Source organism: Streptomyces sp. NPDC006339 (genome assembly GCF_040612775.1).
GTDB lineage: Bacteria > Actinomycetota > Actinomycetes > Streptomycetales > Streptomycetaceae > Streptomyces.
Map to the genome: position 1 here is coordinate 100,169 of NZ_JBEXQW010000007.1, position 14,609 is coordinate 114,777.

Annotated in this window: 13 protein-coding genes and 1 tRNA gene; 5 read left to right on the forward strand and 9 right to left on the reverse strand. The window is 73.2% G+C overall.

The genetic code is table 11. The features are described from left to right. Nucleotides 1-44: 44 nt before the first annotated feature. Both ABZ135_RS07785 and ABZ135_RS07790 read left to right on the forward strand, forming a co-directional pair. Nucleotides 45-527: a hypothetical protein gene (locus ABZ135_RS07785; protein WP_356692884.1), complete on the forward strand. Its 483-nt coding sequence runs from the start codon at nt 45-47 to the stop codon at nt 525-527. A 98-nt stretch (nt 528-625) separates the two neighbouring features. Further along, nucleotides 626-1,492 (forward strand): fused MFS/spermidine synthase, encoded by an 867-nt coding sequence (locus tag ABZ135_RS07790; protein WP_356692886.1) that lies wholly within the window; start codon nt 626-628, stop codon nt 1,490-1,492. Nucleotides 1,493-1,519: 27 nt separating this feature from the next. Here the strand turns inward: ABZ135_RS07790 and ABZ135_RS07795 are convergent, their stop codons facing one another. Beyond that, on the reverse strand, nt 1,520-2,083 hold the full coding sequence (locus ABZ135_RS07795) for a hypothetical protein (protein WP_356692888.1): 564 nt from the start codon (nt 2,081-2,083) through the stop codon (nt 1,520-1,522). Between the two features lie 34 nt (nt 2,084-2,117). Here ABZ135_RS07795 and ABZ135_RS07800 point away from each other — a divergent pair, with 34 nt between their 5' ends. From ABZ135_RS07800 to ABZ135_RS07810, 3 genes are all read left to right on the forward strand, one after another. Further along, on the forward strand, nt 2,118-2,831 hold the full coding sequence (locus tag ABZ135_RS07800; protein ID WP_356692890.1) for a response regulator transcription factor: 714 nt from the start codon (nt 2,118-2,120) through the stop codon (nt 2,829-2,831). Beyond that, complete coding sequence (locus ABZ135_RS07805) at nt 2,828-4,231, forward strand: HAMP domain-containing sensor histidine kinase (protein ID WP_356692892.1); 1,404 nt, start codon at nt 2,828-2,830, stop codon at nt 4,229-4,231. Before ABZ135_RS07800 ends, ABZ135_RS07805 begins: the two co-directional genes overlap by 4 nt. 261 nt (nt 4,232-4,492) lie before the next feature. After that, entirely contained in the window at nt 4,493-5,995 is a 1,503-nt protein-coding gene (locus ABZ135_RS07810; RefSeq protein ID WP_356692894.1) for a cellulose binding domain-containing protein, read from the forward strand. On the opposite strand, the gene ABZ135_RS07815 is transcribed toward ABZ135_RS07810, so the two are convergent. The 8 genes from ABZ135_RS07815 to orn form a co-directional block, all read right to left on the reverse strand. Further along, a complete protein-coding gene (locus ABZ135_RS07815) occupies nt 5,986-6,858 on the reverse strand; it encodes an alpha/beta fold hydrolase (RefSeq protein WP_356692896.1) in 873 nt (290 codons plus the stop codon). The two genes, ABZ135_RS07810 and ABZ135_RS07815, sit on opposite strands and share 10 nt — an antisense overlap. 117 nt (nt 6,859-6,975) lie before the next feature. Next, nucleotides 6,976-8,622 (reverse strand): bifunctional aspartate transaminase/aspartate 4-decarboxylase, encoded by a 1,647-nt coding sequence (locus ABZ135_RS07820; RefSeq protein ID WP_356692898.1) that lies wholly within the window; start codon nt 8,620-8,622, stop codon nt 6,976-6,978. A 59-nt stretch (nt 8,623-8,681) separates the two neighbouring features. After that, nucleotides 8,682-10,364, reverse strand: a complete 1,683-nt coding sequence (gene aspT, locus ABZ135_RS07825; protein ID WP_356692900.1) for an aspartate-alanine antiporter — start codon at nt 10,362-10,364, stop codon at nt 8,682-8,684. 111 nt (nt 10,365-10,475) lie between these two features. Then, nucleotides 10,476-11,300 carry a carbohydrate ABC transporter permease gene (locus tag ABZ135_RS07830; RefSeq protein WP_356692902.1) on the reverse strand — a complete coding sequence of 275 codons (825 nt, stop codon included), beginning with the start codon at nt 11,298-11,300 and terminating at the stop codon, nt 10,476-10,478. Beyond that, nucleotides 11,300-12,193: a sugar ABC transporter permease gene (locus tag ABZ135_RS07835; RefSeq protein WP_356693090.1), complete on the reverse strand. Its 894-nt coding sequence runs from the start codon at nt 12,191-12,193 to the stop codon at nt 11,300-11,302. Before ABZ135_RS07835 ends, ABZ135_RS07830 begins: the two co-directional genes overlap by 1 nt. A gap of 140 nt (nt 12,194-12,333) precedes the next feature. Then, entirely contained in the window at nt 12,334-13,644 is a 1,311-nt protein-coding gene (locus ABZ135_RS07840) for an extracellular solute-binding protein (RefSeq protein ID WP_356692904.1), read from the reverse strand. Nucleotides 13,645-13,755: 111 nt separating this feature from the next. Next, nucleotides 13,756-13,828: transfer RNA gene (locus ABZ135_RS07845), tRNA-His, on the reverse strand. Between the two features lie 119 nt (nt 13,829-13,947). Further along, the gene (gene orn / locus ABZ135_RS07850; protein ID WP_356692906.1) at nt 13,948-14,562 is read right to left on the reverse strand and encodes an oligoribonuclease; all 615 of its coding nucleotides are present in this window, start codon (nt 14,560-14,562) and stop codon (nt 13,948-13,950) included. Between the last annotated feature and the right edge of the window lie 47 nt (nt 14,563-14,609).

Below are 14,609 nucleotides of genomic sequence, written 5' to 3' on the forward strand. Positions count from 1 at the left end.
GCGGAGAGACGGAACGTGTCTCCTCAGGAGCGAGGAGGGGTCCCATGGTGGAGACCGGAGCGATCGGGGTGACCGGATCGCAGTCGACCGAGCGGCACGCGCCCACGCAGGACGCCAGCGCGTCCCCCGCGACCACCGCGTCCCGTGCCGTCGTCGGCGAGCCCTGCGACCTGGTGACCGTGCCGGCCCGGCAGGGCCTGGAGGCCGTGGACATCCTGCGCCGCTGCGGCGCCCCTGCGGTCGGCCCGGTGCTGCACGACGGCGACTGCGACACCCTCGGCTTCCTGGTGCCGCCCGGCACGGCGGCGGCCTGGGACATGCCGGGCAGCGCCTGTACGAGGACGGACGGCCGGGGCCTGCGGCTGCCCGAACTCCCCGAGCTCCCCGGCCCGGACGGTGCCACCCCCCGCCCGGCCGACTGGCTGCTGCCGCCCGGGGACGCCGGCCAGGTCACCGACCCGACGATGCTCCGCGAGGCCCTGGGCCAGGCGGCCCGGCTGATCGAGGCGGCGGACGGTTGCCGCTAGCCGCGCCCCCGCCTGGTCCGGCCGCGGTCCGGTCCGGCCGCGGGTCCGGTGCGGGCCTCGCCGGGCGGGTGATTTCCCGATGCGCCGATAATGGGCTCGTGGCCAGGAACAAGCAGCGGGAACGGGCGGCGGGAGCCGTCGCGGTCGTCGAGACCGTCGACGGGGGGCTCGCCGAACTCATACCCGACCGGGAACGTCCCCGCGGGTGGACGCTGCTGATCGACGGCGCCCCGCAGTCGCACGTCGACCTCGACGACCCCGCCCACCTCTCCTTCGAGTACCAGCGGCGCCTCGGCCACATCGCCGATCTCGCCGCCCCGCCGAACAAGCCGATCCAGGTCGTGCACCTCGGCGGCGGCGCCTTCACCCTCGCCCGCTACGTCGCGGCCACCCGCCCGCGCTCCACCCAGCAGATCGTCGAACTCGACGAGCCCTTGGTGCGGCTGGTCCGCCGCGAGCTGCCGCTCGACTCCGCCGCCCGCATCCGCGTCCGCTCCACCGACGCCCGCGCCGGGCTCGGCAAGGTGCAGGACGGCTGGGCGGACCTGATCATCGCCGACGTCTTCAGCGGGGCCCGCACGCCCGCGCATCTGACCAGTACGGAGTTCCTGGCCGAGGTACGGCGGGTGCTGCGGCCCGGCGGCTTCTACGCGGCCAACCTCGCCGACGGCCCGCCGCTGGCCCATCTGCGCGGCCAGATCGCCACCGCCGCCACCGTCTTCCCCGAACTGGCGCTCGCCGCCGACCCGACCGTGCTCCGCGGGCGCCGCTTCGGCAACGCCGTCCTGCTCGCCTCGGACCGGGAGCTGCCGGTGGCCGAGCTGACCCGGCGGGTGGCGACCGACCCCCACCCGGGGCGGGTCGAGCACGGGCGGGCGCTCGCCGACTTCACGGGCGGCGCGACGCCGGTCACCGACGCGAGCGCCAAGCCCTCTCCCGTACCGCCCGCCGCCGTCTTCCGCTGAGCCCCGCCCGGCCCGGCGGCCGGTCCGTCAGCGCTCCTCGATCTCCACGCGGGGCGCCGTGTCGTGCCACACGCAGAAGACGGAGATCTCCCGGCCGTCCTTGGTGAAGGTCACCCGGATCCACGTCGGCTGCTTCCACACCTGCATCTGCCAGCCCGAGCCGGGCGTGGCCGAGACCAGCTCGGCGGACGAGGGCCCGAGGTCGAACACGACCCGGCCGCCGTCCGTGCCGTAACTCTTGACGTTCCCGTTTCCGCCGGTGTCCGGGCTGCTGGTCGCCGGCTTCGGGCTGGTGGCGCGCGGGGACGGGCCGGCGGGCGGCGGCGTCGACGGCCGGGCGGTGCTCGGCGAGGCCGACGGGGAGGCGGAGGAGGGCCGGGCGCCCGGCGTCGAGGAGGCCGGCGGGGCGGTGACCGTGCCGCCGGACCCCGCGGCGGCGGTGGTCCCGGACGGGATGGGCAGGGCCCGCGGCGGGTCGTAGACCGTGCCGGCCAGCACCGTGTGCACGCCCCACCAGGAGAGCGTGACCGCCGCGCCCGTGGCGAGCGACCACGCCAGCGCGTGAACCAGTCCTCTTCGCATCCGGCTCATCCTGCCATCCCCCGCATGGCGTACGGTGCCGCCCATGGCAAGTGTGCTCGTGGTCGAGGACGACCAGTTCGTGCGCTCCGCCCTCATCCGGCACCTGACCGATGCCTCGCACACCGTGAGGAGCGTCGGCACGGCCCTGGAGGCGCTGCGCGAGGTCGCCCATCTCCGTTTCGACGTGGTCATCCTGGACCTCGGACTGCCCGATCTGGACGGTGCCGAGGCCCTGAAGATGCTGCGCGGCGTCACCGACGTCCCCGTGATCATCGCGACCGCGCGGGACGACGAGGCGGAGATCGTCCGGCTGCTCAACGACGGCGCGGACGACTACCTGACCAAGCCGTTCTCGGTGGAGCACCTGTCCGCCCGGATGGCGGCCGTGCTGCGCCGCGCGCGGTCGGGCGCCGGGGAGGCGCCGCCCTCCCGGGAGATCCGGGTCGGGGGCCTCGCCATCGACCCGCTGCGGCGTCAGGCGGCGCTCGACGGCAACGCGCTGGACCTGACCCGCCGGGAGTTCGACCTGCTGGCCTTCCTCGCCGGCCGGCCGGGAGTGGTCGTCTCGCGCAGGGAACTGCTCGCCGAGGTGTGGCAGCAGTCGTACGGCGACGACCAGACCATCGACGTCCATCTGTCGTGGCTGCGGAGGAAGCTGGGCGAGACGGCCGCCCGGCCGCGCTATCTGCACACCCTGCGCGGCGTGGGCGTGAAGCTGGAGCCGCCCCGGGAGCAGCACCTGGAGGCCCGGCCGTGAGATGGGCGCTCGTCAAGGTGTCGCTCGCGGTGACCGTCATGGTCGTGGTCGCCTTCGCCGTGCCGCTCGGCCTGGTGGTCAAGGAGATGGCCCGTGACCGGGCCTTCTCCAACGCCGAACGGCGCGCCGCCGGTCTCGCGCCGGTCCTCGCCATCACCACCGACCGCGCCCAGCTCGAGCGGGCCGTCGCCACCACCGACGACGGCGCCGAAGGCCGGCTCGCCGTCCACCTCCCGCCCCCCGGCGAACCGGGCGGCCGGAGCGTGCGGATCGGCACCCGGCGGGTCAGCGACGAGGACCTGGCCACCACCCGGGCGCTGGGCCGGGCGACCATCGCCGAGGTGCCGGGCGGCTCCGCGCTGCTCCAGCCCACGGCCGTCAGCTCGGGGCAGGTCGCCGTCGTCGAACTCTTCGTGCCCGAGGGCGAGGTCAGCAACGGCGTCGCCACCGCCTGGCTGGTCCTCGCCGCCGTCGGCATCGCCCTGATCGTCGGCTCCGTGGCCGTCGCCGACCGGCTCGGCCTGCGGATGGTCCAGCCCGCCCAGCGGCTCGCCCGCGCCGCCCACGAGCTGGGCGAGGGCAGACTGGGCGCCCGGGTCCGCGAGGAGGGGCCGCCGGAGCTCAAGTCGGCCGCCGTCGCCTTCAACTCGATGGCCGACCAGGTCGTCCAGCTCCTCGCCAACGAGCGCGAGCTGGCCGCCGACCTCTCCCACCGGCTGCGCACCCCGCTGACCGTGCTGCGGCTCAACGCGGCCTCGCTGGGCTCGGGCCCCGCGGCCGACCAGACCCGCGCCGCGGTGGAGCAGTTGGAGCGCGAGGTCGACACCATCATCCGCACCGCCCGGGAGGCGAAGCCCCAGACCCAGCCCACGGTCGCCGTCGCCGGCTGCGACGCCTCCGAGGTGGTGCGCGAGCGGATGGACTTCTGGTCGGCCCTCGCCGAGGACGAGGGTCGGAAGGTACGGGTCGCGGGGCTGGAACGTCCGGTGCGCATCCCGGTCGCCCGGGCCGAACTCGTGGCGGCCCTCGACGCCTTGCTCGGCAACGTCTTCCGGCACACCCCGGAGGGCACCGCCTTCTCGGTCGACCTCCACAACGGCGAGGACGCCGTGATCATCCTGGTCTCGGACGCGGGACCCGGCATCGCCGACCCCGCCGCCGCCCTGGCCCGCGGCGCGGGCAGCGGCCGGGACGGCTCGACCGGGCTCGGCCTGGACATCGTGCGGCGCATGGCGGAGTCGACCGGCGGCGACGTGCGGATCGGGCACTCGGTGCTCGGCGGCACCGAGGTCCGCATCTGGATCGGCCTGGACGGCCGCCGTACGGGCGAGGGCGGCAGCCGTCGCGGACGCCGCGCGGAATCCGGCCCGGCGCGCCGCGCCCGCCGCCAGAAGGTCTGACCGCCCCGAGCCACCCCCGCGGACCCGGCACCGTCCCCGCCCCCGGTCCGGCCCGTCCCCGTGCCCGTCCCCGCACACGACTCCATCGGGCCCGGCGGGCGGGCCAACCTTTAATCGTCCCGATGCCTTCCTTAAGCGGAGCCTAAGAATCCTCAACCTCGGCCTCCTCATGGCCATTTGTCCGTTTCCCGGTCGCTAACGTGCTGCCGCACCCCCTCCACACCCCACCCCCACACCCCGGCATCCAGAGGCAGGCACGCGATGGGCAGCAACGCGCAGCGGACTTCGCACCGGCGCAGGACGAGCGGCAGGACCAAGGCCGTCGGCGCGGTCGTCGCCGCCGCGGTGATCGGCGGCGCGGCCTTCGCGTTCTCGGGCACCGCCCAGGCCGCGGCCGTGGGCGCCGCCTACACCAGGACCAGCTCCTGGACCGGCGGCTACACCGGCCAGTACGTGATCACCAACGAGACCTCCAGCGTCCAGTCGGGGGGCTGGACGCTGGAATTCGACCTGCCCGAGGGCACCACGATCAGCTCCCTCTGGAACGGTGAGCACACCGTCTCCGGCCGCCACGTCACCGTGAAGCCCGCCGACTGGAACCGGCACCTCGCTCCCGGCCAGTCCGTCACCGTCGGCTTCGTGACCTCCGCCGCCGGCGCGGCCGGCGACCCGGTCGACTGCCTCATCAACAAGGCCGCCTGCTCCGCCGGCGGAGCCACCCCGACCCCTAGCGGCCGCCCCACCGGGCAGCCCACCAGGACCCCCGTGCCCACGCCCACCGCCACCAGGACGGCGACCGCGAGCCCCACGCCCACGAGGACGGTCACGCCCACGCCGACCGCGACGGCCACCACGCCCCCGGCACCCGGCACGGCCGCCCGCTTCGCCCCGTACGTCGACACCTCCCTCCACCCCGCCTACGACCTGCTCTCCACCGCCGACCGGACCGGCGTGAAGGAGTTCAACCTCGCCTTCATCACCTCCGGCGGCGGCTGCACCCCGCTGTGGGGCGGTGTCACCGACCTCGCCTCCGACAAGGTGGCCGCCCAGATCGGCGCCCTGCGGGCCGAGGGCGGCGACGTCCGGGTCTCCTTCGGCGGCGCCGCCGGCCATGAACTCGCCCTGAACTGCTCCTCGTCCACCGCCCTCGCCGCCGCGTACGGCAAGGTGATCGACCACTACAAGCTGACCAAGGTCGACTTCGACGTCGAGGGCGCCGCCCTGCCGGACACCGCCGCCAACACGCGCCGGGCCCAGGCCATCGCCCAGCTCCAGAAGTCGCACCCGGGCTTGAACGTCTCCTTCACCCTGCCGGTCATGCCCGAGGGCCTGACCCAGCCCGGTGTCGACCTGCTCGCCGACGCCAAGAGGAACGGGGTCCGCGTCGACGCCGTGAACATCATGGCGATGGACTACGGGCCCGCCTACAGCGGAGACATGGGCCAGTACGCGATCTCGGCGGCGACCGCCACCCACGCCCAGATCAAGGGCGTCCTCGGCCTGTCCGACACGGCCGCGTGGAAGGCCGTGGCCGTCACCCCCATGATCGGCGTCAACGACGTCACCTCGGAGGTCTTCCGGGTCGACGACGCCACCCAGCTCGTCGACTTCGCGACGTCCAAGGGCATCGGCTGGCTGTCGATGTGGTCCTCGACCCGCGACAGGCAGTGCGCGGCCGGAGCGGTGAACTACGCGGACGCCACCTGCTCCTCCATCCTCCAGGAGCCCCTGGCCTTCACCAAGGCATTCGCCGCCTACCGGTGAGCCGGACCGGCCGCCAGGTCCACGACCGGCTGGCCCCCCACACCGCGCGCTCCGGCCGGAGCCGACCCCACCGCCGGCCGGGGCGCGCTCCCCTGTCCCCGCAGGTCATCCAGGAATTCGGCCATCAGCTTCCCCCACGCCTCCGGGTTCTCCGCGAACGGAACGTGCCCCGTGTCCAGTTCGGTCAGGCGGGCGCCCGGTATGGCGGCGGCGAACGCGCGGTGGAGGGCGGGGGAGACGAGGCGGTCGCCGGTGGTGGAGATGACGAGGGCCGGCACCGTCAGGCGCGGGAGGTCCGCGCGGACGTCCGCCCGGGTCACCAGGTCGGCGTGCTCGGGAGTGCCCGGCGGGACCGACGCGGCGGTGAAGCGGACGGCGGCCTCGACGTCCTCGGGGGTCATCGGCTCCAGCGTGCCGGCGCCGAAGGCGAGCGGGACGAGGAGGCGGGCCACCAGGTCGGGGCGGCCGCCGGCGGCGAGCTCCCGCCACAGGTGGGCGGTCTGCCGCAGGGCGTGGTCGGCGAAGGCGAAGGGCGCGGTGAGGACGAGCGCGGTGACCCGCCCGGGGTGGCGGGTCGCGGCCCGTACGGCGACGGCCGTCCCCAGCGAATACCCGGCGACGGCGAACCGCTCCACCCCGGCGGCGTCGGCCGTGGCGACGAGGTCGTCGGCGAGCGCGTCCAGGTCGAGCGGCCGGGCCGCGCGCGGGGCGGCGCCCGTGCCGGGCAGGTCGAAGCCGACGACCCGGCGTCCGCCGGCGGCCAGGGTCTCGCGGACCGGGCCGAAGTTGGCCTCGACGCCGCCGCCCGCTCCGTGCGCCAGCACGACCGGGTAGGGCTCGGCCGGCGGCAGGTACGTGCTCATGGTGGGTCCCCCCGTGTCCGGCGCCCGCATTCCGTAGCGGGCGCTACAAAATTAACGTACCCACCGTACCACCTTTCGTAACGTCCGCTACAGAAAAAGGATGCGCGGGTGTGCGCGCTACCGCGCGGCCCGCCACTCCTCCGCGTACCCGTCGAAGATCGCCCGCAACTGGTGGCCGATCTTCAGGTAGTCCAGGTCGTCGAGATTCGCCAGCGACACCCGCACCGACCACTGGGGCCCGTCGAAACCGCCGCCGTTGAGCAGCACCACCCGCGTCTGCTCGGCCAGCCGGAACAGCGGGTCCACCGGCTCGTAGTTCTTCTCCAGGAAGTCCGCGAAGTCCTTCCCGTGCACCCGCTCGGCCTCCGCCAGCAGGTCCAGCTCGATGTAGTAGGCCGCCCGCTTCCCGTCCTCGGCGATCTTCATCTGGGCGCCTTCGAGCAGCAGGTCGAGCCTCTGCCGCACGATCCCGCGGATGCGCTCCTTGTACGCCCGGCCCTCCTCCAGCAGGGCGAAGAGCGAGAAGAGGGTCATCATCACCTGCTGCGGCAGCGACAGTCCGGCCGTGTGGTTCAGCGCCACCTGCCGTGAGTCCGCGACCAGCCGGTCGATGAAACGGATCTTCTCCGGCTCGAGCGACAGCGTGCCGTACCGCCGGGCCAGCCGTTCCTTCTCCGCCGCCGGCAGCTCCGCGATCATCCGGTCGATGACGTTGTCGTCGTGGAGCCCGATCACCCCCAGCCGCCAGCCCGTGGCCCCGTAGTGCTTGGAGTAGGAGTAGACGAACAGCGTGTTCCGCGGCAGGTCGGCGGCGAGCGAGCGAAAGCCCGGCACGAAGGTGCCGTACACGTCGTCCGTCACGATCACCAGGTTCGGGTTGGCGGTCGCCACGATCTCCTCGATCTGCCGCGCGACCCGCTCGCTGAGCGCGAGCGACGGCGGGTTGGACGGATTCACCAGGCACAGCAGCCTGATCGACGGGTCCGCCAGCTTGGCGACCTCCTCCTCCGGATAGCGCCACTCGCGCACACCCGTCTCCGCGAAGAGCGATGCCTCGATCCGGACGACCTCGAACTCGTACGTGTCGAGCTCGGGGATCTCGATGTACGGCGTGAACACCGGCACCATCAGGGCGATCCGGTCGCCCTTCCTCAGGATCCCGTTCTTCGTCAGGGAGTCGAAGACGTAGCACATGGCGGCCGTGCCGCCCTCGGTCGCGACGTACGACATCGTTCCGGCCGGTGGCCGCCCGTCGAACAGCTCGTCCTCCACATAGCCGCGGACGATCCGCTCGGTGTGGGGGAGGATGCGGTCCGGCACCGGGTAGTTGTCGCCGATCGAGCCGTCGGTGAGCTCGTGCACGAAGGCGTCCTTGTCGAAGCCGAAGCGCTCGACCGCGTACGCGACGCACCGCTGGAGCAGTTCGATCCCCGGCAGGTCCGGGTGCCGCCGTACGAAGGCGTCGAAGCGCGCGCCCGAGCCGGCCCGCTCGGGCATCCCGCCCAGGTCGTCGGCGGTCCAGACGCGGCGCGACTCGGAGAGCGCGAAGTAGCCGAGCGCGTGGAACGCCTCGCGCGGGCCGGTCGCCGTCCAGTTCGGGTTGCCGCGGCCCGCGTTGAGCATCTGGACCTGCGTCTTGCCCTTCTGGCCGGGCTCGTCGGCCTGCGCCGACGTGGCGATCTCGATGAACTTGTCCTTCAGCTCGAAGGGCGACAACCGCGCGAAGGACTTGATCTCGTCACGGGTGAAGGTGGTCTTGGGCACGGCGGAACTCCCTCGGAGGGATGGAGGGGCGGGACGGGAGGCGCAGGAGGCGGCGGGGCTCAGGCGCCGAGGACGCCGACGACGAGCGGACCGGTCAGCGGGAGCAGGAAGTTGGACAGGGCGTAGGTGATCGTGTAGCCGAGCATCGGCACCGAGCTCTGGGCCACCTGGGTGACCGAGGTGATGGCGGGCGTGGAGCACTGCTGGCCCGCGATGGCGCCGATGAGCAGTGGTGGCTCGATCCGCAGGAACCTGCGCCCGACGACCAGCGAGAGGGTCGCGGGGACGAGGACCATGGCGACGCCCGCGATGGGCAGCAGCGCCCCGTACTCCTTGAGCAGCGGCCATGCCTGCGGGCCGGAGACGAGACCGGTGCAGGCGATGAAGACCGCCAGGCCCATGTCCTTCAGGGTGGTCGCGGCCTGCGGCGGGAAGGCGCCGAAGGTCTGGCTGCGGGAGCGGAACCAGCCGAAGAGCAGGCCGGAGATCAGACAGCCGCCGCCGGTGCCGAGCGACAGCGGCACGTCGCCGAACGTGACCACGATCTGGCCGATCAGCGAGCCGGCCGCGATGCCGGCGCCGAGGTAGATGAAGTCGGTGGCGTCGTTCTTCACCACCGAGCCGATCTTCGCCACCAGCCGGCCGAGGCCGGAACGGGCGCCGACCAAAGTGAGCACGTCACCGCGCTGGACCACCGTGTCGGGGTTGGCGGGCAGCATCTGGTCGCCGCGGAGCACCTCGGTGACGTAGACGCCGCTGGCGCCGAACTCCGGGTGCTCCTTCTGCAGCCCGTCGAGGGACTTGCCGGAGACGGAGGTGTCCGTGAGGGAGACCTGGGTGGTGGCGAGCGGGGTGTCCAGGCCCGGGACCGCCGGGGTCTCGGGGCCGATGATCCGCCCGGCCTCGATGATGTTGGCCCGCCGGCCGACGGTCAGGACCAGGTCGGAGAGGGTGAGCTCGAAATCGGGCGGCGGGGGAGTGAGCACCTGGCTGCCCCGCTTGACCGCCTCGATCGTGATCCGGTCGCCGAGCGAGGACTCCAGATCGCGGACCGTGCGGCCGTCGGCCTGGGTGACGAGGAAGGTGCGGCCGACCATGCCCGGCAGGGCCTCGCGCTCGTCGGCCTCCAGGCCGCCGCTGCCGCCGCGCATCCGCTCCCACAGCTCGCGCGAGGCGTCGCGGAGGTTGATCCGCAGCATCATCGGCATGAGCTGGCTGGTGTAGATCACGATGGTGACCAGGCCGAAGAGATAGCAGACGGTGTACGCGGTGGCCACATGCCCCTGGTAGGTGCTGATCTGCTCGGCCGTCAGGCCGTCCAGCTTGCCGATGGCCTCGGTGGCGGTGCCGACCACCGCCGACTCGGTGGCGGCGCCGGCGAGGATGCCGGAGGCGGTGCCGACATCGAGGTCGAATGCCTTGGCGAGCCCGTACGCGATGCCGACCACGCACACGAGCTCGATGCCGCAGAGCGCGAAGAAGCGCAGGCTCCCGCGGTTGAGGTTGGCGAAGAACTGGGGGCCGGCCATGTAGCCGAGGGCGAAGATGAAGATCGCGAAGAAGACGGTCTTGACGTCGCCGTCGACCTGGACCCTGGTCCAGGCACCGAGCAGGAGCGAGACGATCAGCGTGCCGCAGATGCCGCCGAGGGTGATGGGGCCGACCCGCAGCTTGCCGACGAGATAACCGGCACCGAGGCAGAGGAACACGGCCAGTTCGGGATGGTCCTTGATCACTCCCACGCGGCCTCACCGCGCCTGCGGAGGGAAAATATGAAGATACGGGACATAAGCGGACGCTAACAGGGGTGTACGGGGCGGGCTGCCCGCCTCGGCCGAACGAGTGACGGAGCCTCAGCCCTTCACCGCGCCCCGCATCACACCGCCCACGATCTGCCGGCCGAGGACCGCGAACACCAGCAGCAGCGGCACCGTGCCGAGCACCGCCCCCGCCATCACCACCGACTGGTCCGGGATGTAGCCACGGCCCAGCCCCGTCAGCGCCACCTGCACCGTCGGACTGCCCGTCTGCGTCAGCACCAGCACCGGCCAGAAGAAGTCGTTCCAGGCCGCCACGAACGTCAGCGTCCCCAGCACCGCCATCGCCGGCCGCGCCGCCGGGAACACCACGTGCCACACCACCCGCAGCGCCCCCGCCCCGTCCACCCGCGCCGCCTCCACCAGCTCGGCCGGCAGCGCCCGCAGCAGGTGCTGGCGCATGAAGAACACCCCGAACGCCGACACCAGCCCCGGCAGGATCACCGCCTGCAGCTCGTCCGTCCAGCGCAGCCGCGCGACCAGCAGATACAGCGGCACCACGCCGAGCTGCGGCGGGATCAGCATCGTCCCCACCACCAGCGCGAGCAGCGCGCCCCGGAAACGGAACCGCAGCCGGGCGAGGGCGAACCCGGCCAGCGTCGACACCAGGACCGTGCCCAGCGCGACCGAGCCCGCCACCACCAGCGTGTTCGCCAGCGCCGCGCCCAGATGCGCGTCGGTCCAGGCGATCTCCAGGTTGCGCGGCAGGTTCCGGCCGAAGCGCAACGGGGGCGGGGTGTGCGCGAGCCGGGTCGTCGTCCGGGAGGCCGCGACCGCCGCCCACAACAGCGGGAAGAGCGAGGCCGCGGCGAAGACGGCGAGGAGGACGTACGTGCCCCAGCCGGCCCGTACCGTACGCATCAGGCGGCCCTCCTCGACCGGGCGAGCCGCGCCGCCCCGAACACCAGCAGCAGGATCAGCAGCATCACCCAGGCGATCGCCGAGGCCCGCCCCAGGTGCAGGTTCACCCACCCCTGCTCGTACAGATAGAGCCCGAGCGTCTGGAACTGGTGGTCCGCGCCGCCCGACGCCCCCGCACCGGCCCCGAACAGCAGCGGCTCCCCGAAGAGCTGGGTCGCCCCGATCGTGGACACGACGACGGTGAACAGGATCGTGGGGCGCAGCCCCGGCAGGGTCACATGGACGAACTGCCGCCACCGCGAGGCCCCGTCGAGCGCCGCCGCCTCGTAGAGCTCGCGCGGCACGGTCTGCATGGCGGCCAGATAGATCAGCGCGTTGTAGCCGGTCCACCGCCACACCACGATGGCCGAGACGGCGGCCTTGGAGGCCCACGGCCCGTTCTGCCAGTCGACGGGCGTGAGCCCGACGGTCGACAGCGACCAGTTGACCAGGCCGTGGTCCCGCCCGAAGAGCAGCGCGAAGACGAGCGTCGCCGCGGCCACCGAGGTGGCGTACGGCGCGAGCGCCACCACCCGGAAGAACGCCCGCCCCCGCAGCCGTACGTCGAGCAGATGCGCCACCGCGAGCGCGAGCAGCAGTTGCGGCACCGTCGACAGGACGCCGATCACGAAGGTGTTGCCGAGCGCGTTCCAGAAGAAGGGATCGTCGAGCAGACGCGTGTAGTTCCGCAGGCCCACCCACTGGGGGTGCTCCAGGTCGGTCAGCTCCACCCGGTGGAGCGAGGCCCAGCCGGTGTAGAGCAGCGGGAACAGGCCGAAGGCGCCGAAGAGGACGAAGAAGGGCGCGACATGCGCGTACGGCACCCATGCGCGCCGCGTCCGTGCCCGCCGCACCGCCGCCCGGCGGCCTTCCGGCGCGGGCCCAGGGGCGGGCCGGGTCGCGTGGGGCGGCGGGGACACGGCCGCCGCCGCGCCGCTCAGAGACCTGGAGGGACCCGTTTCGGTGTCCGTGTCGGTCAGGTCGGTCATCGTCCTCACCGGTCCAGCGCGTTGTCGATCGACCTCAGGGCCGCCGCCCACGCCTCCGCCGGGTCGCGGCCCGTCTGGTCGACCTGGAGCATGCCGACGTCGGACAGGTGCTGGGCGACGAGGCCCTCCTTCGGGCCGACCGGGGCCGTCGGCACGCCCCGCGCCGCCGCCGTGAAGATCGCCCCGACCGGCGCGTCACCGAAGTACGGGTGGCGGGCGGACGCCACGGTCGGCAGGGCGTGCGCGGCGGAGGCGCTGGGGAAGCTGCCGCGGAGCGCGAAGACCCGTGCCTGCTGCTCCGGGGCGGTCAGCCAGGCGGCCAGGCGGGCGGCCTCCGCCCGGTGCGGGCCGGCCTTCGGGACGACGAGGAAGGAACCGCCCCAGTTGCCCGGCCGGGGCGCCGCGGCCACGTCCCAGCGGCCCCGGCCCGCCGGACCGGCCTTGTCCTGGATGTAGCCCAGCATCCAGGCGGGGCACGCCACGGTCGCGAAGGCGCCGTTCGCGAAACCCTGGTCCCAGCCGGGCGTGAACTGCTGGAGCCGGGCGGTCAGCCCGTCGCGGGCGAAGGAGGCGGCGATGTCCCATGCCTCCCGCACGGCCGGGTTGCCGCCGACGACGAGGGCGCCCCGCTCGTCGTAGAAACGCAGGCGCCCGCTGCTGACCACCGCGGACAGCACCCCGGACGCCGAGTCGGTGAACGCCGCGCCGTCCGGGGTGCGTGCCGCGAACCGCCGCCCCACGGCCAGGAACCGCCGCCAGTCCCCGGCCCACAGCCGCCCCACCGCCTCCCGCCCGGTCGGCAGCCCGGCCCGTGCGAACAGGTCCTTGCGGTAGCAGACGGCCTGCGGCCCGATGTCGGTGCCGAGCGCGACCGTGCGGCCGTCGCGGCCGGTGCCCTGCGCCCACTTCCACGGCAGGAACGCCCGCCGGTCGACCCCCGGCGCCCTGCCGAGGTCCACCAGCCGGTGCCCCTGGGTGGCGACCACCTCGGCGATGTTGCCGACCTCGACGGCCTGGACGTCGGCCAGGCCGGAGCCGGTGACGAGATGGGTGAGGAGCTGGGGGTAGTAGTTCTCGTTGCGCTCGATGGAGGTCTGGCGGACGGCGACGTCCGGGTGCAGGCGCATGTACGCGTCGTAGAGCCCGGCCTCCTTGAGGCCGAAGGAGCCGAAGACCCCGACGGTGAGCGTGACCGGCCGGTCGCCCGCGTCCGCGTCCCGCGCGTAGGACGGGCCGGGCGGATCGGTGGCGCAGCCCGCGGCGAGGAGCGCGCCCAGGAGCAGGGCGAGTGCGAGGGTGGGAGTGCGCCGCCACATGGGCCCCGACCGTAGCGGCGCCGCCCTCGTCGCTGCCGCGGACACGCGGACCACGGACACACGGAAACGACCGAGGCCCCGGTTCTTTCGAACCGGGGCCTCGGCCTTCAGGGTGAGTAACGGGACTCGAACCCGCGACATCCTGGACCACAACCAGGTGCTCTACCAGCTGAGCTATACCCACCACGACCGGCGGTTTTCCCGAAGGTTTCCCCGACCGGCCGAGAAGAAGTCTACAGGGTCCGGGAGGGTGCTCGCGCACACGTTTCCCCCGAAGGGGTCCGGCGGGCGCGAGCCGGTTCCCTACGCGGGATGGGTGAGCCCCGGGATGACGTGACGGGCCGCGATCTCCTTCGCGGTCTCCGAGTCGGGCCCGGGCCGCGGGACGAAGATCGCCTCGCGGTAGTAGCGGAGCTCGGCGATGGACTCGCGGATGTCGGCCAGCGCCCGGTGGTTGCCGTTCTTCTCCGGACTGTTGAAGTACGCCCTCGGGTACCAGCGGCGGGCCAGCTCCTTGACCGAGGAGACATCGACGATCCGGTAGTGGAGGTGGCTCTCCAGGGCCGGCATGTCACGGGCGAGGAAGCCGCGGTCGGTGGAGACCGAGTTCCCGCACAGCGGAGCCTTCCCCGGCTCCTTGACGTGTTCGCGGATGTACGCGAGGACCTGGGCCTCGGCGTCGGCGAGGGTGGTGCCCTCGGCGAGCGCGTCCAGCAGGCCCGAGGCCGTGTGCATCTGGCGCACGATCTCCGGCATGGTCTCCAGGGCCGCGTCCGGCGGGCGGATCACGATGTCCACCCCTTCGCCGAGCACGTTCAGTTCCGAGTCGGTGACCAGCGCGGCCACCTCGATGAGTGCGTCGTCCGTCAGCGAGAGCCCGGTCATCTCGCAGTCGATCCACACCATGCGATCGTTCATGCGTCCTACCTTATGGCCGACGGACGCCCGAAGGCCCCCCTGGGAGG

What these genes read in the sequence shown, in the direction of transcription:
- ABZ135_RS07815 (WP_356692896.1), bottom strand. Translation starts at nt 6,858, where the DNA reads ATGAGCACGTACCTGCCGCCGGCCGAGCCCTACCCGGTCGTGCTGGCG.
- ABZ135_RS07800 (WP_356692890.1), top strand. Translation starts at nt 2,118, where the DNA reads ATGGCAAGTGTGCTCGTGGTCGAGGACGACCAGTTCGTGCGCTCCGCC.
- orn (WP_356692906.1), bottom strand. Translation starts at nt 14,562, where the DNA reads ATGAACGATCGCATGGTGTGGATCGACTGCGAGATGACCGGGCTCTCG.
- ABZ135_RS07785 (WP_356692884.1), top strand. Translation starts at nt 45, where the DNA reads ATGGTGGAGACCGGAGCGATCGGGGTGACCGGATCGCAGTCGACCGAG.
- ABZ135_RS07810 (WP_356692894.1), top strand. Translation starts at nt 4,493, where the DNA reads ATGGGCAGCAACGCGCAGCGGACTTCGCACCGGCGCAGGACGAGCGGC.
- ABZ135_RS07840 (WP_356692904.1), bottom strand. Translation starts at nt 13,644, where the DNA reads ATGTGGCGGCGCACTCCCACCCTCGCACTCGCCCTGCTCCTGGGCGCG.
- ABZ135_RS07795 (WP_356692888.1), bottom strand. Translation starts at nt 2,083, where the DNA reads ATGAGCCGGATGCGAAGAGGACTGGTTCACGCGCTGGCGTGGTCGCTC.
- ABZ135_RS07830 (WP_356692902.1), bottom strand. Translation starts at nt 11,300, where the DNA reads ATGCGTACGGTACGGGCCGGCTGGGGCACGTACGTCCTCCTCGCCGTC.